Consider the following 23,813-nt stretch of genomic DNA (forward strand, 5'->3'; position numbering starts at 1 on the left):
CGGATATCCGTGCGCCGCCGGACGCCGTTATTTCACCTCGCGGGCGATCCGCGGCGCCTGGAATAAGGGGATGTCATTACCGGTAATGTATTTCTTGCGCAGCAGGGACGAAATCTTATCCATGACCATCACAATTACCACCAGCACCAGGGTAATAAACATCACCACATCCCAATTCCACAGGCGCATATTTTCAGCGTAAACCAGCCCTACCCCGCCCGCGCCGACAAAGCCCAGCACCGCGGCGGAGCGGGTATTGGACTCAATTTGGTACAGGCTGAGCGCCAGGAAGGCGGGAAACGATTGCGTATAGATGCCGAAGCGCTGTTTTTGCACGTAGTTGGCGCCCACCGCGCTCAGGCCGCGGCCGGGCGATTTATCCACCGCCTCATGGCCTTCGGCGTACAGCTTGCCGAGCAGGCCGACATCCTGCACGATAATCGCCATCACCCCGGCCAGCGGCCCCATGCCGACGGCGCGCACGAACACCATTCCCCAGATAGCCATATCGATACCGCGGAAAATATCAAACGTGTGGCGGACCACAAGGGCGATAGGCCGCAGCGCCGGCGTGGACATCACGTTGCGCGCCGCCAGGAAAGACAGGGGCAAGGCAATCAGGGTGGCGGTAAGGGTGCCGACCCAGACAATGGCGATGGTGAGGAAGATCTGCCCGAGGTAATAGGCAAACGGCCAGTGGGCCACATCATGCCAAACCAGCATGCGCGCCATGTAATGGCCGATTTGCTGGCAACCGAGCAGGAAACGCGGCCACGGCAGGCCGAACGCCGCAAAAAAATAAACATAATACAGCGCGACGGCGGCGGCCAGCAGGCCCAGCCGGCGCAGGTAGCGGTTTTGCCGGGCGAAGATATCTTTGTGCCGCCGCCTGGATTCCGCCAGCGCCTGCGGTGACAATGTTGTGGTCGGCATCAGCCCCTCCCCTCCACGACCCATTTGCGCAGCCTGCCGGAAATATAATCCAGCAGCGCCACCACCAGGATGATCAGCAGCAGCGTCATGCTGACCTGATCGTACTGATCGAGTTTAATATTGGTCATCAGCTCCTGGCCGATGCCTCCCGCCCCCACCAGCCCCAGAATGGTCGACAGGCGGAAATTGATTTCCAGGCGCATAAAGCTGTAGGACAGGAAGATCGGCTTCACCTGCGGCCACAGGCCGAAGCGCATGCGCTGTAATGTCCCCGCGCCGCAGGCGGACAGCCCGCGCACGGGTTTGTCCGAAGCCGACTCAATGGCTTCATAAAACAGTTTGGTCAGGCTGCCGACGGTATGTACCGCCAGCGTCAGGAACCCGGGGAACGCGCCGATGCCGAACGCCATCACAAACATCACCGCCCAGGCCAGCTCCGGCATGGTGCGCAAAAACGCCACCAGCGTACGCAGCGCGAAGCGCAGCGGCGCGGGACTGCGGGTATTATTAGCCGCCAGAAACGCCAGTACGCTGGCGACCAGCACCGATAATATCGTCGAAGCCAGCGCCAGCTGCACGGTATCCCAAATCAGCGGCAGCTGGATAGGCAGCCGGTAGCCCCAGTAAGGCAGCGAGCCCAGGGTATGGCGATCGGCGAACAATACCCGCCAATGCAGGACAGGAATGGTTTGCGCCAGATAGTCGAAAAAGTGGGGAATGGCGACCCAAACCGCGTACAGGTTGAATTCGGCGATATTGCCGGCGCCAAGATACAGCACCACCAGCGCCCCCGACCATAGCAGCGAGTCGCGTTTATGTTTGCGCCGGACCTGATGATAATAGTGGTTGAAATCAGTATTCATAGGCCATCGTTTCAGAGCCGGCCGCCAACTGGCGGCCGGCGGGGGTTAACAACCCTACCGCGCCTTAGCGATTGCCTTTCACCAGCTCGCGTTTCAGGTCGATAATATCCTGGAATTCCTTCAGGGACGTGGGGGCGATATGCTGTTTGCCGCCAACCGCCTTGATAAAGCATGCGTGGTCTTGCTTATCCAACTGCTCGATAGCGTCGACCAGTTTGGCTTTAAAATCCGCCGGCAGGGAGTGGCGTACTAATATCGGGCCATTGGGAATTAACGGCGATTGCCAGATAATGCGGATTTGTTTCATCAAATCGGGATGGTCCGCCTTAATCAGGCGCACAAAGGCGCCGGTGTTGTAACCCTTATCGTAATCGCCCACCATCGACGCCCAGGTTACCGCCCCTTCGAACTGGCCGTTCAGCACGCCCAGAATATCCTGCTCATGACCGCCGGAAAAAGTAACGCTTGAGAAAAAGTTATTGTATTTATTATCAATATTGCCGCCAAATTGCTTCTTGAACACATGATCCGGGATCAGATAACCCGAGGTGGAATCCTGGTCGGCGTAACCAAAGGATTTACCTTTCAGATCTTCCAGCTTTTGATACGGGCTGTCGGCCTTGACCACCACTACAGAATGATAGCCCCTTGACTGATCGGTATCGTCCACCACGATGCCCGCCAGATCGACCGCGTTGGGATTGGCGATATACACCGAGGCAAAGGACGACGGCGACATGCTCAATACCATATCCACCTTCTCGCCCAATAACCCCTGAATGACGCCGGAATAATCGGAGGAGTTGCGCAGCTTGGTATCGACATTTAATTTTTTATCCAGAAAATCCTTTACGCACATATTGTCGCCAATCTGCTGCGTCGCGTTCTGCCCGCCGAGAATACCCAGGTTAAGTTCTTTCGGGGCATCGGCCGCACCGGCATTCAATGTCATGAAGGCACCGGCCAGCAAGGTTATCAGGGAACATGTCTTTTTCATTAAAATAGCCTTTGTGAGTCAATGAATAAAATGGCAAAAAGTGTGGGTTAATCCAACCCGCCCGCTCTATTAACGGAGGCTGATCTGCTTATCAATGAACCTGGGCAATTTCATCGCCATATAATATCTGCAAGACGTGCTCATCCAGCAGATCGGGATGTCCGTCATAAACAATCCGTCCCTGGGAAATACCTATTACTCGCGTGCAATATTCTTTTACTAATTCAACGGAATGCAGGTTTATCAAAACGGAAATATTATTTTCGGCCACGTTCTTCAGCGCACCCATAATACGGTGGGTATTTTTGGGATCGAGAGAAGCCACCGGCTCGTCCGCCAGCATTATTTTCGGGTTTTGCATCAGCGCGCGGCAAATGGCCACCCGCTGCATTTGCCCGCCCGACAGATGCTCCGCCCGTTGCAGGGCGTGGGGCAGCATATTCAGCCATTGCAGGAGTTCGATCGCCCTGGCGCGATCGTTATCGTCGAATATTTTAAACAGGGATTTTAACGTCGATGTCTGGCTTAATCGTCCCAGCAGAACGTTGGTAATGACATCCAGGCGCGGCACCAGGCAAAAATCCTGGAAAATCATGCCGCACTGCGCCCGCCATCGCCGCATCTGGCGCGCGGGCAGACTGGCGATATCCAGCATGCCGCCGTCTTGCGCGTAATGCAGGATTTCGCCGCCGGAGGCGGGCAATGAGCCGTTGAGGATATGCAGCAGGGTGGATTTCCCCGCGCCGGAACGGCCGATGATCGCGACAAATTCACCGGCGTACAGGTCAAAGTTAATGTCCTGCAATACCTTATTTTGTGGATTAAAATGCTTATTCAATCCCCTGACCGCCAAGACCTTTTTTTGTTCCAGCGCCAGCAGTACGGGATCCTCGGGCTGCGCCAACTGCAACAGTGCCTGTGCCATAAGTTTGCTCCGGAATAAGTCTACCAAACCACTATGGATTGCTATTAACGGATTAATATATGACAGCAGGATGATATTATTATGATGCTCAGATGACGCTGCCCCGGATTAAGTCATTCATCAGCCTATTGCCCCAAAAAATATATTCCCGTCGCATGAGCAATATCTTTTTATCTCTTTAATTCAAATAGCTGCAGACGTTTCTTCTTTTATAAAAACAGTGAATGGCAAGTATTCATTCCGATGTCATCTTATTTTAACCGCACTGTCATCTTGCGCCGCCATCATGCTATGCAATGTCGTAACGGAAGCGTTGCCGTATGTTATGCCGCCACACCGCGCCATCCCGTTATTGCATACCCGCTGTCCGCCGCCCCGTGGAGATTTTTATTATGATGCAGTTATCTAGACATCCGACCAGTTATCCCACGCTTTATCAGCATATCGCCGCGCAGCTGGAGCAGGAGCTGCGCACGCAGTACCGCAGCGGCGAATATTTGCCGTCGGAGCAGCGCCTGGCGCAGCGCTATCAGGTTAACCGCCACACCCTGAGGCGCGCGGTGGATCAACTGGTGGATCGCGGCTGGCTGCAGCGTCGGCACGGTATCGGCATCCTGGTGTTGATGCGGCCCTATGACTATCCGCTGCATGCCCAGGCGCATTTCAGCCAGAACCTGCTGGATCAGGGCAGCCACCCCACCAGCGAACTGCTGCTGGCGGTGCTGCGACCGTGCAGCGTGCCGGTGGCGGACGCGCTGTCGTGCCAGGCCGGCGCAACCGTGATTCATTTACGCACGCTGCGCCGGGTCAACGGCGTGCCGCTCAGCGTTATCGACCACTATCTGCCGGACCTGGAGTGGTGGCCCGAACTGCAGCAGTTCGCCAGCGGTTCGCTACATGAGTTTATCACTACGCGCCTGGGCGAGAAGCTGGTGCGCAGGCAAACGCGCATCAGCGCGCGGCGGGCCCAGACCAAGGAAAGCCAGCTTCTGGAGGCGGCCCATCAAATCCCGCTGCTCTGCGTGCGCACGCTCAATACCCGCGGCGACAGCGACCGGATAGCGGAATACTCCTTTACCCTGGCGCGCGCCGATATGATTGAACTGACGATGGAGCACTGAATGTTTACCTTACAGCAAAGACAGCGCTGGATGTCGGTACTGGCGTCCTCCCCCGCCGCGGAAGTGCGGGCCGGCTGGCAGACCCTGGATCTTAACGTCCCGTTTGACATTATCCGCGCGCCGGAAACCGGGCTTACCCAGCTTGTCGCGCGCATGGGCGCCACAGGACGCCGTTTTGTCCTGGGCGACATGACGGTAACGCGGGCCGTGGTCCGCCTTGGCAGCGGCACCTATGGCTACAGCTACGTGGCCGGTCGCGATAAAGCCCATGCCGAGCTGTGCGCCCTGGCGGATGCCATGCTGCAACGGGCGGAGCATCATGAACGCCTGCATCGGCAATTAATCGAGCCCCTGTCCGCCCGGCGGCAAGAGCAACACCAATTACGGGCGCGTGAAATCGCCGCCAGCCGCGTGGACTTCTTTACCCTGGTGCGGGGGGATAACTGATGACGCTGCTGCCAGGATTTACCCAACCGGTGCACCAGTCCCAGCAGGCTTTTCGCCTGATCCTCAAAGCCCTGAGCGAACCCGGCTCCCGGGTGACCCTGCCGGTAAAGGACGGGTGGCATCCGCTCGGCAAGGCCGCCACCGGCGTACTGCTGACGCTGGCCGATGGGGAAACGCCGCTCGCCATCTGCCCGGCATTGGGCAGCGACGCCGTTATCAACAACCTGCGTTTCCATACCGGCGCGCCGCTGGCCGCACGTCCGGCGCTCGCAAGCCTTGCCGTATTCGATAACCGGCTTAGCGCCGCGCAGCTCCAGGCGCTGGCGCACGGCACTGAAATTTCGCCCGAGCTCGGCGCCATGGTGGTAGTGCAAATCGACAGCCTGGACGATGGCGTACCGCTGCGCCTGAGCGGCCCGGGCATAGAGCATCCGCGCCGGGCGGCCCCGGCGCTGCCGGCGCCGCTGCTGGATTATCTGGTCAACCGGCCACAGCGTTTCCCGCTTGGCCTTGATTTCCTGCTGGCCTGCGAAGACGGCCTGATGGCCATTCCCAGGACCACCCATGTGGAGGTGTGCTGATGTATGTTGCGGTGAAAGGCGGGGAAAAGGCGATTGATGCCGCCCATCAACTACAGGAACATCTGCGTCGCGGCGACGACGCGATCCCGGCGATCGGCTGCGGGCAGATCGATCAACAGCTCGGCCTGGCGGTGGATCGGGTCATGACCGAAGGCGGCATCTACGATCGGCAACTGGCGTCGCTGGCGATAAAACAGGCCAGCGGCGATCTGGTCGAGGCCATCTTCCTGCTGCGGGCTTATCGCACCACCTTGCCGCGCCTGGCGGTGAGCGAACCGGTCGCCACGGAAAAAATGCGCCTGGAGCGCCGCATTTCGGCGGTTTATAAAGATCTGCCCGGCGGACAGGTGCTCGGGCCGACCTATGACTATACCCACCGGCTGCTGGACTTCGCCCTGCTGGCGGAGGGCGCGCCGGTGCCGGCCGCGCCGCGCGCCGACGCCGCGCTGCCCGATGAATGCGCCCATGTGTTCAGCCTGCTCGGCCAGCAGCAGCTGGCTCCCGGCGAACACGACGACGGCGCGGAACCGGACGATATCACCCGCCGTCCGCCCACCTATCCCAGCTCGCGCTCCGCCCGCCTGCAGCAGCTGGTACGCGGCGACGAGGGTTTTCTGCTGGCGCTAAGTTACTCCGGCCAGCGCGGTTACGGCCGCACCCATCCGTTTGCCGGCGAGATCCGCAGCGGCTACGCGACGGTCACCGTCGTGCCGGAAGAGCTGGGTTTTGCCATTGATATCGGCGAAATCCTGCTGACGGAATGTGAAATGGTCAACGGCTTTGTCGACCCCGCGGACCGGCCGCCGCATTTTACCCGCGGCTACGGGCTGGTATTCGGCCGCGCCGAGCGCAAGGCGATGTCCATGGCGCTGGTCGATCGCGCGCTGCAATGCGGCGAGTACGGCGAGCAGGTCGATAGCCCGGCCCAGGACGAGGAGTTCGTGCTGGCCCATGCCGATAATGTGGAGGCGGCGGGATTTGTTTCCCATCTCAAGCTGCCGCACTACGTCGATTTCCAGGCTGAACTGGAATTGCTTAAACGCCTGCGCCAGGAATTTGTCCACGGCGCCGGCACCGGATCGGAGAACCCCCATGAGTGAGACATTGGCCGGCTATAATCCGGGCTATCTCGACGAACAAACCAAACGCATGATCCGCCGCGCCATTCTCAAGGCGGTGGCCATTCCGGGCTACCAGGTGCCGTTCGGCGGGCGTGAAATGCCGATGCCCTACGGCTGGGGCACCGGTGGGGTCCAGCTCACCGCCAGCATTATCGGCCGCAACGATGTGCTGAAGGTGATTGACCAGGGCGCGGACGATACCACCAACGCGGTGTCGATCCGCCGCTTTTTCCAGCGGGTGGCGGGCGTCGCCACCACCGTGCGCACGACCCAGGCCACGCTTATCCAGACCCGCCACCGTATCCCGGAAACGTCCCTGGCGGCGGACCAGATCCTGATTTACCAGGTGCCGATCCCCGAGCCGCTGCGCTTTATCGAACCGCGCGAAACCGAAACCCGTAAAATGCACGCCCTGGAAGAATACGGCGTCATGCAGGTCAAGCTGTACGAAGATATCGCCCGTTACGGCCATATCGCCACGACCTACGCTTATCCGGTAAAGGTGAACGATCGCTATGTCATGGATCCCTCGCCGATCCCCAAGTTCGATAATCCCAAAATGCATATGATGCCGGCGCTGCAGCTGTTCGGCGCCGGCCGTGAAAAACGCATCTACGCCCTGCCGCCCTTTACCAAGGTCAAGAGCCTGGATTTCGATGACCATCCCTTTAGCGTGCAGCGCTGGGAGCAGCCCTGCGCGCTGTGCGGATCCCGCGCCAGCTACCTGGACGAGGTGGTGCTCGACGACGCGGGCAATCGCATGTTTATCTGCTCCGATACCGATTTTTGCCAGCAGCAGCTGGCGCAACAGCCACAGGGGAATCCCGTATGACCTCCGCATCGCTTTCCCCGACGCCGCTGCTGTCGGTTGAGCGCCTCACGCATCTCTACGCGCCGGGAAAAGGCTTCAGCGACGTCTCGTTCGATATCTATCCCGGCGAGGTGGTCGGCATTGTCGGCGAGTCCGGATCGGGCAAAACCACGCTGCTGAAAGCCATTTCCGCGCGGCTCACGCCGCAGGAGGGCAGGATAACCTATTGTCCGGCCACCGGTCCGGGGCGCGACCTGTACGCCATGGCGGAAAGCGACCGCCGCCGCCTGCTGCGCACCGAATGGGGCGTGGTGCACCAGCATCCCCTCGACGGACTGCGCCCGCGCGTCTCCGCCGGCGGCAATATTGGCGAGCGCCTGATGGCCGTCGGCCAGCGCCATTATGGCGAGATCCGGCAACAGGCCGCCCACTGGCTGGAGGATGTGGAAATCCCGGCGGCGCGCATTGATGATTTGCCCACCACGTTTTCCGGCGGCATGCAGCAGCGGCTGCAGATCGCGCGCAACCTGGTCACCCGGCCGCGGCTGGTGTTTATGGATGAGCCCACCGGCGGACTGGATGTGTCGGTGCAGGCCAGGCTGCTGGATCTGCTGCGCGGGCTGGTGGTCGAGATGCAGCTGGCGGCGGTGATCGTCACGCACGATCTCGGCGTGGCGCGCCTGCTGGCCCATCGGCTGCTGGTGATGAAGGAAGGACGGGTGGTGGAGAGCGGACTCACCGATCGGGTACTGGACGATCCCCATCATCCCTACACCCAGCTCCTGGTCTCGTCGGTCTTATCCTGAGACAAAGGCATCTATCATGTGGAACCATCAGATGAATACGCAATTGCGGGTCGAACATCTCAGTAAAACCTTTGTGCTGCATCAGCAAAACGGCGTGCGCCTGCCGGTGCTGCGCGACGCCAACCTGACGGTCAAGGGCGGCGAATGCCTGGTGCTGCACGGCCATTCCGGCAGCGGCAAGTCCACCCTGCTGCGCTCGCTGTACGCCAATTACCTGCCCGACCAGGGCCATATCTGGATACGGCACCAGGGCGGATGGCTGGATATGGTCCAGGCCGAGGCCCGGCAAATCCTGGCGGTGCGCCGCCATACCGTCGGCTGGGTGAGCCAGTTTTTACGGGTGATCCCGCGCATCAGCGCCCTGAACCTGGTGATGCAGCCATTACTGGAACTGGGCGTCGAACGCGTGCAGTGCCGGGAGCGCGCCGAGGAGTTGCTCGACCGGCTGAATGTGCCCCGCCGGCTTTGGCATCTGGCGCCCTCCACCTTTTCCGGCGGCGAGCAGCAGCGGGTCAATATTGCGCGCGGTTTTATCATCGATTACCCGGTATTGCTGCTCGACGAGCCCACCGCGTCGCTCGACGGCCGCAACGGCGCGGCGGTGGTCGCCCTGATCGAACAGGCCAAACAGCGCGGCGCCGCCATTGTCGGCATTTTCCATGACGACGCCGTCCGCCAGCGGGTGGCGGACCGGCTCTACGCTATGCAACCGTCTCATGAGGTGAACACCCCCGATGATCATTAATAACGTCAAACTCATATTAAAAGATGAGATTGTCAGCGGTTCGCTGGAGATGCGCGACGGCATGATTCTCAGCTACGCCGACAGCGCCAGCCAATTGCCCCAGGCGCTGGACGGCGAGGGCGGCTGGCTGCTGCCCGGGTTAATCGAACTGCATACCGATAACCTGGATAAATTCTTTACCCCGCGCCCGAATGTCGACTGGCCGGCGCATTCCGCCATGAGCAGCCATGACGCGCTGATGGTGGCCAACGGCATCACCACCGTGCTGGACGCGGTGGCGATAGGCGATGTGCGCGACGGCGGACACCGGGCCGGCACGCTGCAAAAAATGATCGACGCCATTGTCGCCAGCCACGCCTCCGGCGCCACCCGCGCCGAACACCGGCTGCACCTGCGCTGTGAATTGCCCCATAGCAGCACCCTTGGGCTGTTTGAGCAATTTATGGATCAGCCGGCGGTGGCGCTGGTGTCATTAATGGATCATTCGCCGGGCCAGCGCCAGTTTGTCTCGTCGCTGAAATACCGTGAATATACCCAGGGTAAATATCATCTCAGCGATCGGCAAATGGATGCCTTTGAACAGGAACAGACCGCCCTGGCCCTGCGCTGGTCGGCGCCCAACCGCGCGGCGATCGCCGCCCATTGCCGCCGGCGCAATATTACCCTGGCCAGCCATGACGACGCCACCGTGGCGCATGTGCAGGAATCGCGCGCCCTGGGCAGCGCCATCGCCGAATTTCCCACCACCGAGGCGGCGGCGCGCGCCTCGCACCGGCTGGGTTTGCAGGTATTGATGGGCGCGCCGAATATCGTGCGCGGCGCATCGCATTCCGGCAATGTGGCGGCCCATCATCTGGCCTCGATTGGGGTGCTGGATATCCTCTCCTCCGATTACTATCCCGCCAGCCTGCTGGATGCCGCGTTTCGCATCGCGGCGGATGAGACCAACGATTTTACCCTGCCGCAGGCGGTGATGCTGATGACCGGCAATCCGGCGCGGGCGCTGGGACTCGGCGATCGCGGCCTGATTGCCGAAGGCTTGCGCGCCGATCTGGTGCTGGCCCATCGCCATCACGGCCATGTGTCGGTGAAAAATGTCTGGCGGCAAGGGCGGCAGGTCTTCTGACCGCGGCCCCTTTCAGCCCGCGGCGGCGGGGCAGGCAGCGCCGATCCGCCGTGAAGAATGCGTTATTTTGACAGGAACCCAACTCATGACATCCCGGTCACAGCCGAAAATCGGCAACAACGTGATACTGAACAGCACCCGCCTCGGCCAGTATGTTCATCTGGCCGATGACGCCTTTCTCGAAGAGGTGGACATGGGCGATTACTCGTATACCGACGGCCATAACAAGATTTCGTACGCCACCATCGGTAAATTCGTCTCGATCGCCTCTTATGTGCGCATCAACCCGGGCAACCATCCCACCTATCAGCGCATCGCCCAGCATCATTTTACCTATCGCAGCTCGGCATACGGACTGGGCGCCGACGACGAGGCGTTTTTCGACTGGCGGCGCGAACGGCATGTCACCATCGGTCATGACGTGTGGATCGGCCATGGCGCCACCATTATGCCCGGCGTCACCATCGGCAACGGCGCGGTCATCGGCACCGCGTCGGTGGTGACCAAGGACGTCGCGCCCTACGCGATTGTCGCCGGCGTACCGGCGAAACCCATCGGCAGCCGTTTTGACGCGACGCTGATTGAACGTATCGAGCGCAGCCAGTGGTGGCATTGGGATCATGAGACGCTGCAACAGCGCCTGGCGGATTTTCGCGATCTGGACAGTTTTATCGCGCGCTATTTGTAGTTCACCACGGTAGGGGTTTTCCTTGATAATCCAGGTAAAGATGTTGTCCGCTATGGCGATAATGCTCCACTACGTCCGCCACGCCCGTGACGCTCGTCAGCACGTCTATTTCCGCGGCCACCCTGCCGTCCAGCGTGCCCATTGCGGTGGCGGCCCATCCCGGATGCAGCGAAAGTACGGTAACGCCCCGCGCCTTTTGATCGGCATAGATACCACGCGCTAACATATTCAACGCAGCCTTGCTCGCCCGGTACAGCTCCAGGCCGCCCTCCACATTGCCGGCGATACTGGCGCGGTGAGACGACATAAACGCCAGCGTGCCCCTTTCGCGCAGGAAAGACAGCAGACTACGGGCCAACCGGGCAGGGCCAAAGGTATTGGTCAGCATAATCTGCATCATCTCCTCATCAGTGGCCTCCAGCACTGACTGATGTAAGGCGCCGTAAATACCCGCATTGAGATATATAACGTCAAACTTGCGTTCTCCCAGCGCGGTTTTAAGCTCCTCGATCTGTTCGCGGGCGGTAACGTCTATATAGCCGATGGCCAGTCTGGCCGGATCGGCTACCGCAATACGTTCAAGCGACGTGGTATCGGCGCCGGGAAACGCCGTCACAAACAGCCGCCACCCCCGTTGGAAAAATTGTTCCGCCAGGCCAAGGCCCAGTCCGCGTTCCGCCGCGATGATCAGTATGTCTTGGTTGTTCATTTGTTTTACTCCCAAAAATGTTTAACGTGCCGTATAACCGCCGTCGGCCATGATTAACGCGCCGGTGACAAAACTGGCGCGCGGCGACGCCAGCCAGGCGATGACATCGGCGATTTCCCCCGGCTGAGCCACACGGCCCAAGGCATGCAGATGACCGTAGCCGGCCAGGGTGGCGCGGCTATCCGCGACGATGCCGTTCAGGATGCCGGTTTCCACCACCCCGGGCGCCACAGCGTTTACGCGGATGTTGTGGGCGCCGTATTCAAGCGCCATCACTTTGGTTAGCTGCGCGATAGCCCCCTTAGAGGCGGCATACGCGGCGGTGCCGGCCATACCGATAACGCTGACCACCGACGCTACGTTTACAATAGCGCCCTGCTCCTGCGCCGCCATCACCCGCAGCGCCTCGCGGGAATGCAAAAAACAACCGCGCGCGTTGACGGCCAGGATCTGATCCCATTCTTGCGCGCTGGTGTCGGCCACGGATTTGTTCAGCGTGCGCCCGGCGTTGTTCACCAGAATATCCAGCCCGCCATACTGCTCTTGCGCTAACTTTATCGCCTGCTTTGCCGTGGCTTCCTCGCTGACATCCGCCACCAGCGTCGCAATGTGGCCGGCTTGTTCTAGATCCCTGACCTCGGGATTAATATCTTCCGCTACGATGCGAACGCCATGGGCCAGCAGCAGCGCCACGGTGGCGCGGCCGATATCCCCCGCCGCGCCGGTAACAATGGCAACCCGTTCCCTCAGGCCTTGGGTGGTATCTATAGACATAATGTTTACCCTACGATGGGCGGTAAGGAACCCAGTGTCCCTTTCTCGCCAGATGGCTGATTGAGGCCTATTGTAAAAATTGCCGGCGAGGGAAATAATGCCCAGGCCTCTAAATAAATTGCCTATTCCTATCGCAATAAGGTAAAAAAAGAGCAATAATTTTGAAATAATCCAGTAAAAACCTGGATATATGAGAGAAATATGCTTTTTACCACACACTCCCTAGGCGGGGAAATAGTCGGCCACCTTCTGCGCCTGGCGTCCAATCCGGGTTACAACCACTCATTGCTGCCCGGTGTACGCTTGCTACGCGCCAACGCCGCACTGGAACGTACCCCCGTCTTGTATGAGCCCTGTATTGTATTTGTCTGCCAGGGGCGCAAACGCGGTTTTCTCGGTGACGCCGTGTTTGTCTATGATGCCCGGCACTATCTGGTGCTGTCGGTTCCCCTGCCCTTTGCCAGCCAAACCGAGGCCAGCGCCGATGAACCCATGCTGGCGATATCCATGAAACTGGATTTCAAACTGCTGGCGGAGGTAATGCTAACCCTGTCCCGGCAAAAACCCGCGGGTTATGCGGCTCCCGCCAGTATGGTGTCTACGCCTATCGATGAAGCGTTAAGCGAAGCGATATTGCGGCTGGTGAAAATCCTCGGTTCCGCACTCGACTGTCAGGTGCTGGGTGAAGGTATAATCAAGGAAATTTATTATCGGGTATTGCTGGGGGAACAGGGGGAAGCGCTGCGCGCCGCGCTGGACAACCAGGGGCATTTTGGGCAAATAGCCAGAGCGATGCAAAAAATACAGCAGCAGTTCGCCGCGCGCATTGATGTGACCGAACTGGCCGCAAACGCCGGCATGAGCATTCCCGCTTTTCATGCCCATTTTAAAGCGGTGACGCAAAGCACGCCGATGCAGTATCTTAAATCCACTCGTTTGCACCAGGCTCGCCTGTTGATGGTGCGCTCAGGCCTGAGCGCGGCGGAGGTCGCTATCCGGGTCGGTTATGAAAGCCCATCCCAGTTCAGCCGGGAGTTTAAACGGTTGTTCTCACGCAGCCCACGCCAGGAAGCGGTGCGCATGCGCGACCTGCTGCAGGTCAAAGCCGCGCTGGCATGGCCGGATTATATCACCCTGGAGGAGTAATCTGGCCAGGCTTTATCCCCCCGGGTGTTGGCGCCTGGGGGTTTAACGCACCGAGAAATTCAACCAGCTTTTTTGCCGCTGGGGTAAGATCGAGGCGCGAGCGCATGGCGATCCTCAACTGCCGCCGGGTCCAGTTTTCGTCCAGCGGGATAAAGGCCACGCCGTCGTCCGGCCCGTTCGCCGCCATGGCGATGGGCAATATGGCAATCCCCGCGCCGCCGGCCACCATGCGCCGGATATTATCCAGGCCGCGCACCCGGGCCCGCAGCCGCAGGGTTTTACCGGCGCGGATCGCGTGTCCTTCGATATGCCGCGCCAGCGCGCTGTCTTCCGGCAGGCCAATAAACTCATGGTCCAGCGCCTCGCTGAAGCTGACCTGCCGACGCCGTTCCAGCGCATGTCCCGGCGCCACCGCCAGCACTAAACAATCCTGCCTGAACGGCAGGATTTCCAGCCCGCTGAAATCCGCATGATCCGCCGCGATACCGATATCCGCCGCGCCGCGCGCCACCGCGCGGGTAATCTCCTCGCTGGGCAGTTCATCCAGCTCAATATCCACGCCGGGATGCAGCCGCAGGAAATCACACAGCGGCCCGGGCAAAAACTGCCCCAGCGCCACGGTGTTCGCCAGCAGCCGCACCTGCCCCTTGATGCCTTGGGTAAAGGCGCTTAATTCGCCCGACAGCTGCGCGGCGTGTCCCAGGATGATTTTTGCCCGGTCATAGACCACCCGTCCCGCCGGCGTGGCCGTGACGCCCCGGTGGCGGCGCGCCAGCAGGCGGACGCCCGCCTCCCGTTCCAGCCCGGCGATGCGGGCGCTGGCGGACGACAGGGACAGGCAGGCCCTGCCCGCGCCGGCGGTAATGCTGCCGGCGTCGACGACCCACACCAGCAGACGTAAATCGGTCAGGTCGAAATGCATGATATTACCTCCCTACCCGTGTGCGGCCTGGCGTCCAGCCTTCGGCAATAACGAAGGCCGACTTAAAAACATACGCATTGTGCCGCATGCTTTACGCGGCAAAAATAGAAGGACCCGCACTTTGAGAAAAAAGCTTACCATGGAACCGACGCTGTATATCCTGTTAATCGGGCTGACATTCCTGATCGCCGGTATGGTAAAGGGCGTGATTGGCCTTGGCCTGCCTACCGTTGCCATGGGCGTGCTGGGCGTGGTGATGCCGCCCGCGCAAGCGGCCGCGCTGCTGATTATCCCTTCGCTGGTGACGAATATATGGCAACTGTGCAGCGGGCCGCACCGGGCGCGTTTATGCCGCAGGCTTTGGCCGATGCTGCTGGCCGTATGCCTCGGCACCTGGTACGGCGCCGGCATGATGGCGGGCGCAATGGCGGCGTGGACATCGCTGTGGCTGGGGATCCTGCTGATGGCCTATGCGCTGGTCAGCCTGCTTAACCGGCAGGCGCGGGTGCCGCCCGCGGCGGAGAAATGGCTGGGGCCGCTGGCGGGAGGAATCACCGGCCTGGTAACCGGCGCCACCGGCGTGTTTGTCCTCCCCGCCGTGCCCTATTTAAATGCCCTGGCCCTGGCGCGGGACGAGCTTATCCAGGCGCTGGGGCTGTCGTTTACCGTCTCGACCCTGGCGCTGGCGGCCAGCCTCGCCTGGCATCATATGCTGCCGTTGCACGCGCTGGGCCTGTCGCTGCTGGCCGTTATTCCGGCGCTGGCGGGCATGTTTTTCGGCGCCTGGCTGCGCGCCGTCATCAGCCCCGGACTGTTTCGCCGCTGTTTTTTCCTGGGCCTGCTCGGCCTTGGCCTGGAAATCGTCTGGCAACATTTGCCTTAGGCCGCGCCGGCGCCGGATTCGTCGCCCCAGGCCCGATTTTGCAGCACCAGCCGATAACCGTCATGATCCTGAAAGGTCTTGCCCGCCACGTCCCAGTACGGATTAAACGATACCACCCGCTCGAAACCCGCCTCGCCCAGACGCTGGCACGATCGCCGCCACCGCGCCTCATCCGGCAGGTAGAGCACCAGCAGATCTTCCGGCGTCGGCGCCGGTGGCACCGGGTGCTGTTCGCAAACGGTAAATTCAAAATGCCAGGGCAGTCCCTGCGCGCCGAGCATGACGCCGTTAAACCCATTATGGCCGGTAAAACTGCCCAGCACCCGCATGCCGAGGCCCGAGCAGTACATTTCCCTGCTGAGTTCAAGGTTGGTGACCGGGCGGGCGATGCGCATATGCGATGTGAGCATGGTAAGATCTCCGGGTTAAACAGGACCGTGGCCCCTGGCATAACTATCCTGATCTCACTGTAATACATAACCGCCGTCCGGGCATCATCTCCAAACCGGATTGTTTCCCCGGATTACGCTAGCCGCCCGGGACGACTTACGGACGCTCCCGGGCGGTATCGAAAGTCGCCCGTGCCTGGCGAAACCGGTCGGCATTCTCCACCACCCATAACCACAGCGGTATCATTTGCCCCAGCAACTGCCTGCCCAGCTCCGACAGCTCATACTCCACGCGCGGGGATTTCTCAAAATAGTCATAACGCAGCACCAGCCCGTCGCGTTCCAGCTGCCGCAGCGAGCGGGTCAGCATACGCTGCGTCACCCCGCCCATGCGCCTGGCTATCTCCGCATGGCGCAGCCGTCCCCCCACGCCCAGGATGTGTACGATGCCGAGCGACCAGCGGTTGCCGGCATGGGTCAGCACCTCGCGCTTTAAACCATCGTCGTCGTCGCTCAACGCGTCGCACACGGCCTGCGACCGTGCAATCATATCGCTCATTTCCACATTGCCTCCCGGTATCACCGGTGTGCCTTCTTGTTCTTCATCATGGGAGATGTAACCCTGGTCGCAACTTAATAGGAGAAGCCCATGAACGTCAACCCTGAAAATACCCGCGACGCTATCCTGGTGATCGGCGCCGGCGAGCTTGGCATGGCGGTGATCCGCAATTTGGCGCAGCGCGCCGCCTTATCCGCCGGCACCACCATCACCGTGCTGCTGCGCCAGGCATCCATACACAGCCGGGAACCGGGCAAACGACGCGATGTGGCCGAACTGCGCGCGCTGGGCGTAACGTTGCTCGCGGGCGATCTGCTCACCGCGACCACATCGGACCTGGCCGACCTCTTCCGGCCGTTTACCACCCTGGTGTGTTGCACCGGCTTTGCCGCCGGCGGCGGCACGCAGCTTAAAATAGCCCATGCGGTACTGGCGGCGGGAGTGAAACGCTATTTTCCCTGGCAATTCGGCGTCGATTACGATCTGATCGGCAAAGGCAGCGGCCAGGATCTGTTTGACGAACAGCTCGACGTGCGCCATCTCCTGCGGGCGCAAACGCGCACCGAATGGGTCATCGTCTCCACCGGCATCTTTACCAGCTATCTGTTCGAGCCGTCTTTCGGCATCGTGGATCTGGCGCGCAACACCGTGCATGCCCTGGGCAGTTGGGATAACGCCGTCACCGTCACCACGCCCGAGGACATCGGCGTACTGACCGCGGCTATCCTGTTCGCCGCGCCGCGCATCGTCAACCAGGTGGTGTATATCGCCGGCGATACTCTGACCTATGCGCGGCTGGCGGATATCGTTGACGGCGTAACCGGCACCAAGGTTCGCCGTGTGACATGGGATTTAGCATACCTCGCCGCCGGGCTGGCGCGTGAACCCAGGGATACGGTGCGCAAATACCGGCTGGCCTTCGCCAAAGGGACCGGCGTGGCATGGGATATGAACCAGACGTTTAATCACCAGCACCATATCGGCATGACAAACGCAGAGCAGTGGGCGCGGCAAAAAATCAGCGGACAATCCCGCAGCGCTGGCGACGCGGCCTAAAGCGACCCGGCCTGGCCGATGTGTTCTCAATAACGCGCCCGGACGGTAGCGCCTGGCCGCGTAGCGGCCGGAATAACGCCCGGGTTTCCTCTTGCCATAGCATGCACAATGTCAGGCCTCCTGTTTCGCAACGTTGCGAAAATGACTCGGCGCCGTGCCGATAATGCGCTTAAAGGCGCGGCTGAAGGATGCCTCGGAGTCATATCCCAGCCGCTGGGCCACCTCGGAAATGCGCGCGGAATCGCGGATAATCCACTGCCGCGCCTGGTGCATACGCACCTGCGCGACATAGCGGGCCGGCGTTTGCCCAACGATGGCGGCAAACTTGCTGGCGAAGCTGGAGCGCGACGCGCCCATCACGCCGGCCAGTTCGGACAACGGCCAGTCACGGTGGGGCGCCGCGTGGATAGCCGCCAGCACGCGGCCGATTTCCGGGTTGCGCACCGCGGCAATCCATCCCGCCGCGCTGCCGCAGCCGTGTTCTACCCAGGCGCGGATAATCTGCGCGGCCAGGACATCGGCCAGGCGCGTTACCATACCGCACGCGCCCACCCGGTTCATCGCCACCTCGCAGCCCATGGCCTCCAGCAAAGGCACGATCGCCGGCTCGTTACGCATCAGCTCATGGGCGCGCATCATATCGGGCATCATGCGCAGCAAGGGATGCAGGCTATCAAGATTAAAACGCATGGAACCGTAGAACAGCACGCAATGCTCGCCTTCGTCGCCGGCGTTTAAATCGAAGAAATTGCCGGTAATCGATTGACACTGCCAGCGGGGAAAGGCTTGCGGCGCCACGCCCGGGGCGCTTGCCAGCGCGTGCGCGCTGCCGCGCGGCAACAGCACCGCGTCGCCCGCGTTCAGCTCTTCCCATGCGCCGGCCGGGGTCTGCAGCCAGCAGCCTTTTTCCGCCACGAACAGAAAACAGGCGTCCTGGCGGGCCGGAAACGCAAAGGCCCAGGGCGCGGCAAGTCGGCAGCGGCCATATTCCACCCCGTCCAGTCGCAGTCCCCGCAGCATATCGGTTAAAGGATCGTTTAACGGCGGCGCGCCAGATTTGGACGAATTGTCAAGCATTACGGGTTTCCTAGCATGGATGTTCCAACTCTTCAACTGTACCATCCGGATCATACCTTGCAAAGAATCTCGTGGAGTCTCCATGTCAGAAAAGTCCTGTACCGGTGATGAAAGCTTGTCATGCCCTGGGGCGCGTACCGATAACGGGCGCTCCGCCGCGGCCTGGAGCGCGGTGGTTTCACTGTCGCTCGGCGTATTTGCCCTGGTGACGGCGGAATTTTTACCCGCCAGCCTGCTGACGCCGGTCGCCGCCGATTTGGGCATTTCGGACGGTGCCGCCGGGCAGGCGGTAACGGCGACGGCGCTGGTGGCCGCCATCGCGGGCCCCGCGGTGGTGCTCGGCACGGGCAAAGTGGACCGGCGCATGGTCGTCTGGGGGCTGGCGCTGCTGCTGGTGCTGTCGAATCTGCTGGCCGCCGTCGCCGCCAATATCTGGGTGCTGATCGCAGCCCGGGTGCTGCTCGGCATAGCCCTGGGCGGCATCTGGTCGCTGGCGGCCGCCATTGCCCTGCGCCTGGTGCCGGCCCGGTTATTGCCGCGGGCCATGATGATTATTTTTACCGGCGTTTCGGCGGCCACGGTTTGCGCCCCGGCGCTGGGCGCCTATCTGGGCGATATCCTGGGCTGGCGCGCCACTTTTCTGGCGGCCGCCGGCATCAGCATCGCCGCCTTGCTGGCACAGCTGGTCACCCTGCCCCGGCTGCCGCCGGCGGATGTGCCGAGCCTCGGGACATTTTGGCTGCTGCTGCGCCGCCCGGGCATCCGCATCGGCCTGGTTACCGTGATATTCGTCATCTCGGGGCATTTTGCCGGCTTTACCTATGTACGCCCTTTTTTGGAACAGGTGCCGCACTTTGACGTGCGCATGATTTCCCTGGCGCTGCTGGCCTTCGGCATCGGCGGGTTTTTCGGCAATCTCGCCGGTGGCTTTATCGCTGAACGCAGCGCCCGCCTGGGCGTTGGGCTGGCGGCGCTCCTGCTCAGCGTCATGGCAGCATTACTGCTTGCCTACGGCGCGTTGGCCGGGCTGGCTTTTGCCGCCACGGCGACCTGGGGTTTTGCCTTTGGCGCGCTGCCGGTAAGCTTCCAGACCTGGAACACGCTGGCCGCGCCCGATCATGCGGAAACCGCCGGCGCCCTGCTGGTGACGACGTTCCAGATCGCCATCGCGCTGGGCGCAGTGGCGGGCGGCCTGTTGGTGGACGGCTTCGGGCCGCCGGGCGCCATCGCCTACAGCGGCCTGACGCTGCTGGCCGGCGGCCTTATCATGCTGATCGCGGGCCGGCGCAGCGAGCAGCGGCCGGCGTAAAGCGTCGCAATTTTATACCGCTAAACAGCCATGGCTATAAAATATAGCCATGGCTATACTTAATCCCATGTTTTTATTGTCTTTTTTTTCCCGCGATAACGCTGTATCATCCCCTCTTTCACTGATTAACCGGTATGCGCCCGCCGCGCAGGACGAACAGCGGCAGGATCGATGCCAGGCACCACCCGGTAATAATAATGAATATGTACGCCACCATGATCCTCGCCTTCGCCATGTCGATGGACGCCTTTGCCGCCTCCATCGGCAAAGGGGCGACGCTTGAACGCCCGGGGCTGAAAGAGGCGCTGAGAACCGGCGCCATCTTTGGCGCGGTGGAAGCGATCACGCCGGTAATCGGCTGGATAATGGGCATTGCCGCCAGCAAATACATCGTCGCCTGGGATCATTGGATCGCCTTCATCCTGCTGGGCATCCTGGGCGGCAGAATGATGATTCACGGCTGTTTTAACAAAACCACCGACGATCTGCCGCCGCGCAGAAAACACAGTTTCTGGCTGCTGGTCACCACGGCCATCGCCACCAGCCTGGATGCCATGGCGGTAGGGGTCGGCCTGGCCATCCTGCAGGTGAATATCGTCACCACGGCGCTGGCCATAGGTACGGCAACGCTGGTCATGACCTCATCCGGCGTGCTGCTTGGCCGCTTCCTGGGCCCGGTCATGGGTAAATGGGCCGAGATCCTGGGCGGCATGGTGCTGGTCGGCATCGGTTGTCATATCCTGATCGAGCATCTCGGCCTGTTCAGCTAAACCGCGGCGCCTTATGCGCCGAAGCCATGGGGGCCGAGGGCCTCGACCAGGTAATCGACAAAAGACTGGATCCGGGAAGACAGCGCCGTATTACGATAATACACCGCATTAATCGGCTGGCGGACATCCAGCGTCTGCCGCTGAAACAGTTGACACAACCTCCCCTCCCGCCGATCCGCGCATGTCATAAAATCCGACAGGCAGGTGATACCGGCGCCATTGAGCGCCAGTTGCCGCAATGTTTCGCCGCTGGACGCGCGGATGGACGGCTGGATATGCAGCGGCAGCCCGCTGTCATCGGGCAGCGGCCATTCATTCAGCGCTTCGGGTTGGTTAAAACCCAGCAGGGTATGCCGGGATAATTCCGCCACGCTTGCCGGCGTGCCGCGCGCGGCCAGATAAGCGGGACTGGCGAGCACGCGGATGCGGCTGTTGCCGATAAGCCGGGCGTGCAGCGTGGAATCCTTCAGCCGCCCGATGCGGATCGCCAGATCGGTGCGTTTTTCCAGTAAATCGATAATGCCCTCATTGCTGTTCAGCTCCAGCGCCACCTGGGGATAGCGCGCACAATACCCCGCCACCAGCGGCACGATGACGTGCAGCATAAACGGCGAGGCGGCATCCACGCGCAGCAGCCCGGACGGCTGGTTACGCCGCATGGACAGCAATTCCTCCGTCTCCTCGACGGCGCGGACGATATCCCGGGCGCGCTCGAGAAAGGCCCGGCCCTCCTCGGTAAGTTCCAGCCGGCGCGTGGTGCGCCTGAGCAGCGTGGTGCGCAGTTTCTCTTCCAACCGCCCGAGGGTGCGGCTGGTGGCGGAAATGGTTTGATCCAGCTGCGCGGCGGCGGCGGTAATGGAACCGCTGTCCACTACCGCGATAAACGCCTGCATTTCATCAAGAGTCGTTTTCATATTTGATTAATTATCAAATATGTTTGCCGGATATGCCACTTTTATGAAATATATTCCCGGCAATGGTTTTACCGCGGTTTTGCCGGGAAAAACAGGCTGAACCGGGTGAGCCGTTTACCGCTTTGCGCATGCCACCTGCCCTGATGCAGCATCATGATGCTGCGGACAATGGACAAACCCAGCCCGCTGGCGCTGGCGTCGCCGGTACGCGAAGCGTCCGCGCGGTAAAAACGGTCAAAAAGGCGTTCAAGGTGCTGCGGCGCAATGTCGGGGCCGGTATTCTCCACGCTGATGGTGGTTCCCTCAGGCTGCTGCACGGCCCGCAGCACGATGGCCGTGCCCGCGTCGGCATAACGTATCGCGTTGGCCAGCAGATTGGCCAGGGCGCGGCGCAGCAGCTCGGGGTCGGCCCACGCCGTGGCGCCGTCCCGCGCACAGACCAGCGTCAGGCCGCGTTCTCCGGCCGGCCCTTCAAAATACTCGCTCAAACGCCCGAATTCGTCCGCTAACGACAGCACCACGCGCTGGATGGCATGGCCCGCATCCCCGGCCCGGGCCAGGAACAGCATGTTATCAATCATTTTTGCCAGGCGCTGCAGTTCTTCGAAATTCGAGCCCAGCAGGTTTTCATAATAGTCATTATCACGTTTGAACCGCATCGCCACTTCCGTTTGCCCTAGCAGTATGCCGATGGGGGTGCGCAGGTCATGGGCCATATCGGCGGATACCTGGCTAAGCTGGCGAAAGTTGATTTCCAGCCGTTCCAGCATGGTATTAAACGCCGCGATCAGTTCCCGCAGTTCGGGCGGCGCATGGGTGATACCGATGCGCCTGGACAAAAAGCGGACATCCATCATGGCGGTTTCAGCGGCCAGGCGGCGCAGCGGCGCCAGACCCCGGCGGGTGAAAATCCAGGCCAGCAGCGCGGTAAGCACGGTGGCGATCGACGCGACGAGGATGATCTGGTTGCGGTACATGGCCAGGGTACGGGTGCGCTCCGACATCAGGCGGCCGGTGGTGATTTTTACCTGATAAGGCGCGCTGGCGACGTTTGCCAGGGCTGAGGCGGAAATAAAGGGAATGCCGCCGGCGGCCACCGCATGCTGTACGGCGGCGAGCGTCAGGGGCGCGTCCGCGGGCACCGGATTGATGTGCGGAATGGGCGAATGGCCGGGATTGATTTCAATCAGGGGAGGCCGGTCGGTAAATTGCAGCACCAATAACGACTCCGTATTGCCGAGCATATTGGCAAACAGGCCGGGCTTATCGTGAATCAGCGTCATGACGTCTTCATTGAGCAACAGGGTACGGATCTGCTCGACGCGGGTGATTAGCGCCCCGTCGTCGCGGATAATCAGCTGTTGCTCAAGAGTACGGTACAGGGCGTATCCGACGGTGGCCATGACCAGCATGACCAGCATGGCCAGGGCCGATGACAGGCGGGAGGTCAGCGAGAAACGTTTCATGTTTCGTCTTCACAGCGATAACCCACCCCATGGACGGTATGGATCAATGGCTTGCCGAACGGCTCGTCTATTTTCTGCCGCAGACGCCGTACCGCCACATCCACCACGTTAGTGTCGCTGTCAAAATTCATATCCCACACCCTGGAGGCAATCAGCGAGCGGGTCAGCACCTGCCCCGGGCTCAGCATAAACAGATGCAACAGGTTAAACTCCTTGTTGGTGAGGTCGACGCGCACACCGTTGCGCTCCACGCGCCGTTTGGCGACATCCATCTGCAAATCGGCGACGGCCAGCACGTCATCCTGCCGGCCCTGTCCCGCGCGCCGCAAAACAATCCGGATGCGCGCCAGCAGCTCGGCGAAGGAAAACGGCTTCACCAGGTAATCGTCCGCGCCCAGCGCCAGCCCTTTGAGTTTATCCTCCAGGGTGCCTTTGGCGGTGAGGAAGATCACCGGGGTATCAATCCGTTTGTCCATCACCTCCATCACCGACCAGCCGTCCATTCCCGGCATCATCACATCCAGCAGGATCAGATCGTAGCGTTCTTCCAGGGCCATATGCAGGCCGTCCACGCCGCCCGACGCCACGTCGACCACATAACCTGATTCGGTCAGGCCGCTGCGCATATAGTCCCGGGCCTTGGGTTCATCTTCGATGACGAGAATCTTCATATAA

The 23,813-nt window shown here is 61.0% G+C and carries 27 protein-coding genes; 14 read left to right on the plus strand and 13 right to left on the minus strand.

The features are described from left to right. Positions 1-27 precede the first annotated feature (27 nt). The 4 genes from phnE (ACL2XG_RS13695) to phnC form a co-directional block, all read right to left on the minus strand. The gene (phnE, locus tag ACL2XG_RS13695; protein WP_413721961.1) at positions 28-933 is read right to left on the minus strand and encodes a phosphonate ABC transporter, permease protein PhnE; all 906 of its coding nucleotides are present in this window, start codon (positions 931-933) and stop codon (positions 28-30) included. Continuing rightward, positions 933-1,796 carry a phosphonate ABC transporter, permease protein PhnE gene (gene phnE / locus ACL2XG_RS13700; protein ID WP_410012435.1) on the minus strand — a complete coding sequence of 288 codons (864 nt, stop codon included), beginning with the start codon at positions 1,794-1,796 and terminating at the stop codon, positions 933-935. Before phnE (ACL2XG_RS13700) ends, phnE (ACL2XG_RS13695) begins: the two co-directional genes overlap by 1 nt. 64 nt (positions 1,797-1,860) lie before the next feature. Continuing rightward, a complete protein-coding gene (phnD, locus tag ACL2XG_RS13705; RefSeq protein ID WP_413721960.1) occupies positions 1,861-2,793 on the minus strand; it encodes a phosphonate ABC transporter substrate-binding protein in 933 nt (310 codons plus the stop codon). A gap of 91 nt (positions 2,794-2,884) precedes the next feature. Continuing rightward, on the minus strand, positions 2,885-3,718 hold the full coding sequence (gene phnC, locus ACL2XG_RS13710; protein WP_413721959.1) for a phosphonate ABC transporter ATP-binding protein: 834 nt from the start codon (positions 3,716-3,718) through the stop codon (positions 2,885-2,887). A 395-nt stretch (positions 3,719-4,113) separates the two neighbouring features. On the opposite strand from phnC, the gene phnF reads away from it, so the two are divergent. The 9 genes from phnF to ACL2XG_RS13755 all read left to right on the plus strand — a co-directional run bounded on the left by phnF (position 4,114) and on the right by ACL2XG_RS13755 (position 11,164). Beyond that, positions 4,114-4,839: a phosphonate metabolism transcriptional regulator PhnF gene (gene phnF, locus ACL2XG_RS13715; protein ID WP_413723531.1), complete on the plus strand. Its 726-nt coding sequence runs from the start codon at positions 4,114-4,116 to the stop codon at positions 4,837-4,839. Continuing rightward, on the plus strand, positions 4,840-5,286 hold the full coding sequence (gene phnG / locus ACL2XG_RS13720; protein WP_410012438.1) for a phosphonate C-P lyase system protein PhnG: 447 nt from the start codon (positions 4,840-4,842) through the stop codon (positions 5,284-5,286). Further along, entirely contained in the window at positions 5,286-5,867 is a 582-nt protein-coding gene (gene phnH, locus ACL2XG_RS13725; protein ID WP_413721958.1) for a phosphonate C-P lyase system protein PhnH, read from the plus strand. Before phnG ends, phnH begins: the two co-directional genes overlap by 1 nt. Next, positions 5,867-6,967, plus strand: coding sequence for a carbon-phosphorus lyase complex subunit PhnI (locus ACL2XG_RS13730; RefSeq protein WP_410012440.1), 1,101 nt, complete (start codon positions 5,867-5,869; stop codon positions 6,965-6,967). The genes phnH and ACL2XG_RS13730 overlap by 1 nt, the downstream gene beginning before the upstream one ends. Then, positions 6,960-7,820, plus strand: coding sequence for an alpha-D-ribose 1-methylphosphonate 5-phosphate C-P-lyase PhnJ (locus ACL2XG_RS13735; RefSeq protein ID WP_413721957.1), 861 nt, complete (start codon positions 6,960-6,962; stop codon positions 7,818-7,820). The genes ACL2XG_RS13730 and ACL2XG_RS13735 overlap by 8 nt, the downstream gene beginning before the upstream one ends. After that, positions 7,817-8,605: a phosphonate C-P lyase system protein PhnK gene (gene phnK / locus ACL2XG_RS13740; RefSeq protein ID WP_413721956.1), complete on the plus strand. Its 789-nt coding sequence runs from the start codon at positions 7,817-7,819 to the stop codon at positions 8,603-8,605. The genes ACL2XG_RS13735 and phnK overlap by 4 nt, the downstream gene beginning before the upstream one ends. 31 nt (positions 8,606-8,636) lie before the next feature. Further along, on the plus strand, positions 8,637-9,350 hold the full coding sequence (gene phnL / locus ACL2XG_RS13745; protein WP_413721955.1) for a phosphonate C-P lyase system protein PhnL: 714 nt from the start codon (positions 8,637-8,639) through the stop codon (positions 9,348-9,350). Then, the gene (phnM, locus tag ACL2XG_RS13750) at positions 9,340-10,476 is read left to right on the plus strand and encodes an alpha-D-ribose 1-methylphosphonate 5-triphosphate diphosphatase (RefSeq protein WP_413721954.1); all 1,137 of its coding nucleotides are present in this window, start codon (positions 9,340-9,342) and stop codon (positions 10,474-10,476) included. The genes phnL and phnM overlap by 11 nt, the downstream gene beginning before the upstream one ends. An 85-nt stretch (positions 10,477-10,561) precedes the next feature. Then, positions 10,562-11,164 (plus strand): DapH/DapD/GlmU-related protein, encoded by a 603-nt coding sequence (locus ACL2XG_RS13755; RefSeq protein WP_413721953.1) that lies wholly within the window; start codon positions 10,562-10,564, stop codon positions 11,162-11,164. A gap of 1 nt (position 11,165) precedes the next feature. Here the strand turns inward: ACL2XG_RS13755 and ACL2XG_RS13760 are convergent, their stop codons facing one another. Next, positions 11,166-11,873: an SDR family oxidoreductase gene (locus ACL2XG_RS13760; RefSeq protein WP_410012446.1), complete on the minus strand. Its 708-nt coding sequence runs from the start codon at positions 11,871-11,873 to the stop codon at positions 11,166-11,168. Positions 11,874-11,894: 21 nt separating this feature from the next. Beyond that, positions 11,895-12,647 carry an SDR family NAD(P)-dependent oxidoreductase gene (locus ACL2XG_RS13765; RefSeq protein WP_413721952.1) on the minus strand — a complete coding sequence of 251 codons (753 nt, stop codon included), beginning with the start codon at positions 12,645-12,647 and terminating at the stop codon, positions 11,895-11,897. A gap of 201 nt (positions 12,648-12,848) precedes the next feature. Between ACL2XG_RS13765 and ACL2XG_RS13770 the strand changes: the two genes are divergently transcribed. Continuing rightward, a complete protein-coding gene (locus ACL2XG_RS13770) occupies positions 12,849-13,793 on the plus strand; it encodes an AraC family transcriptional regulator (RefSeq protein ID WP_413721951.1) in 945 nt (314 codons plus the stop codon). Here ACL2XG_RS13770 and ACL2XG_RS13775 read toward each other — a convergent pair. Further along, positions 13,777-14,715, minus strand: a complete 939-nt coding sequence (locus tag ACL2XG_RS13775) for a LysR family transcriptional regulator (RefSeq protein ID WP_413721950.1) — start codon at positions 14,713-14,715, stop codon at positions 13,777-13,779. The genes ACL2XG_RS13770 and ACL2XG_RS13775 overlap by 17 nt on opposite strands. A gap of 139 nt (positions 14,716-14,854) precedes the next feature. Here ACL2XG_RS13775 and ACL2XG_RS13780 point away from each other — a divergent pair, with 139 nt between their 5' ends. Then, positions 14,855-15,598 carry a sulfite exporter TauE/SafE family protein gene (locus ACL2XG_RS13780; protein WP_413723530.1) on the plus strand — a complete coding sequence of 248 codons (744 nt, stop codon included), beginning with the start codon at positions 14,855-14,857 and terminating at the stop codon, positions 15,596-15,598. Here the strand turns inward: ACL2XG_RS13780 and ACL2XG_RS13785 are convergent. Both ACL2XG_RS13785 and ACL2XG_RS13790 read right to left on the minus strand, forming a co-directional pair. Continuing rightward, the gene (locus tag ACL2XG_RS13785; protein ID WP_410012450.1) at positions 15,595-16,008 is read right to left on the minus strand and encodes a VOC family protein; all 414 of its coding nucleotides are present in this window, start codon (positions 16,006-16,008) and stop codon (positions 15,595-15,597) included. The two genes, ACL2XG_RS13780 and ACL2XG_RS13785, sit on opposite strands and share 4 nt — an antisense overlap. A gap of 136 nt (positions 16,009-16,144) precedes the next feature. Then, the gene (locus tag ACL2XG_RS13790; RefSeq protein ID WP_410012451.1) at positions 16,145-16,546 is read right to left on the minus strand and encodes a winged helix-turn-helix transcriptional regulator; all 402 of its coding nucleotides are present in this window, start codon (positions 16,544-16,546) and stop codon (positions 16,145-16,147) included. Positions 16,547-16,636: 90 nt separating this feature from the next. Here ACL2XG_RS13790 and ACL2XG_RS13795 point away from each other — a divergent pair, with 90 nt between their 5' ends. After that, positions 16,637-17,602 (plus strand): aromatic alcohol reductase, encoded by a 966-nt coding sequence (locus ACL2XG_RS13795; protein WP_413721949.1) that lies wholly within the window; start codon positions 16,637-16,639, stop codon positions 17,600-17,602. 111 nt (positions 17,603-17,713) lie between these two features. Here ACL2XG_RS13795 and ACL2XG_RS13800 read toward each other — a convergent pair whose 3' ends face one another. After that, complete coding sequence (locus tag ACL2XG_RS13800) at positions 17,714-18,679, minus strand: AraC family transcriptional regulator (protein ID WP_413721948.1); 966 nt, start codon at positions 18,677-18,679, stop codon at positions 17,714-17,716. 82 nt (positions 18,680-18,761) lie between these two features. Between ACL2XG_RS13800 and ACL2XG_RS13805 the strand changes: the two genes are divergently transcribed. Together ACL2XG_RS13805 and mntP are read left to right on the plus strand one after the other, a co-directional pair. Continuing rightward, positions 18,762-19,988: an MFS transporter gene (locus tag ACL2XG_RS13805; protein WP_410012454.1), complete on the plus strand. Its 1,227-nt coding sequence runs from the start codon at positions 18,762-18,764 to the stop codon at positions 19,986-19,988. Positions 19,989-20,185: 197 nt separating this feature from the next. Then, positions 20,186-20,758 carry a manganese efflux pump MntP gene (gene mntP / locus ACL2XG_RS13810; RefSeq protein ID WP_410012455.1) on the plus strand — a complete coding sequence of 191 codons (573 nt, stop codon included), beginning with the start codon at positions 20,186-20,188 and terminating at the stop codon, positions 20,756-20,758. 11 nt (positions 20,759-20,769) lie between these two features. Here the strand turns inward: mntP and ACL2XG_RS13815 are convergent, their stop codons facing one another. The 3 genes from ACL2XG_RS13815 to ACL2XG_RS13825 form a co-directional block, all read right to left on the minus strand. Next, positions 20,770-21,672, minus strand: coding sequence for a LysR substrate-binding domain-containing protein (locus tag ACL2XG_RS13815; RefSeq protein ID WP_410012456.1), 903 nt, complete (start codon positions 21,670-21,672; stop codon positions 20,770-20,772). 68 nt (positions 21,673-21,740) lie between these two features. Beyond that, complete coding sequence (locus tag ACL2XG_RS13820) at positions 21,741-23,138, minus strand: heavy metal sensor histidine kinase (RefSeq protein WP_410012457.1); 1,398 nt, start codon at positions 23,136-23,138, stop codon at positions 21,741-21,743. Then, positions 23,135-23,809 carry a heavy metal response regulator transcription factor gene (locus ACL2XG_RS13825; RefSeq protein ID WP_410012458.1) on the minus strand — a complete coding sequence of 225 codons (675 nt, stop codon included), beginning with the start codon at positions 23,807-23,809 and terminating at the stop codon, positions 23,135-23,137. The genes ACL2XG_RS13820 and ACL2XG_RS13825 overlap by 4 nt, the downstream gene beginning before the upstream one ends. Positions 23,810-23,813 lie beyond the last annotated feature (4 nt).

The sequence above is a fragment of the Sodalis sp. RH24 genome, assembly GCF_047324145.1.
Lineage (GTDB): Bacteria > Pseudomonadota > Gammaproteobacteria > Enterobacterales > Enterobacteriaceae > Acerihabitans.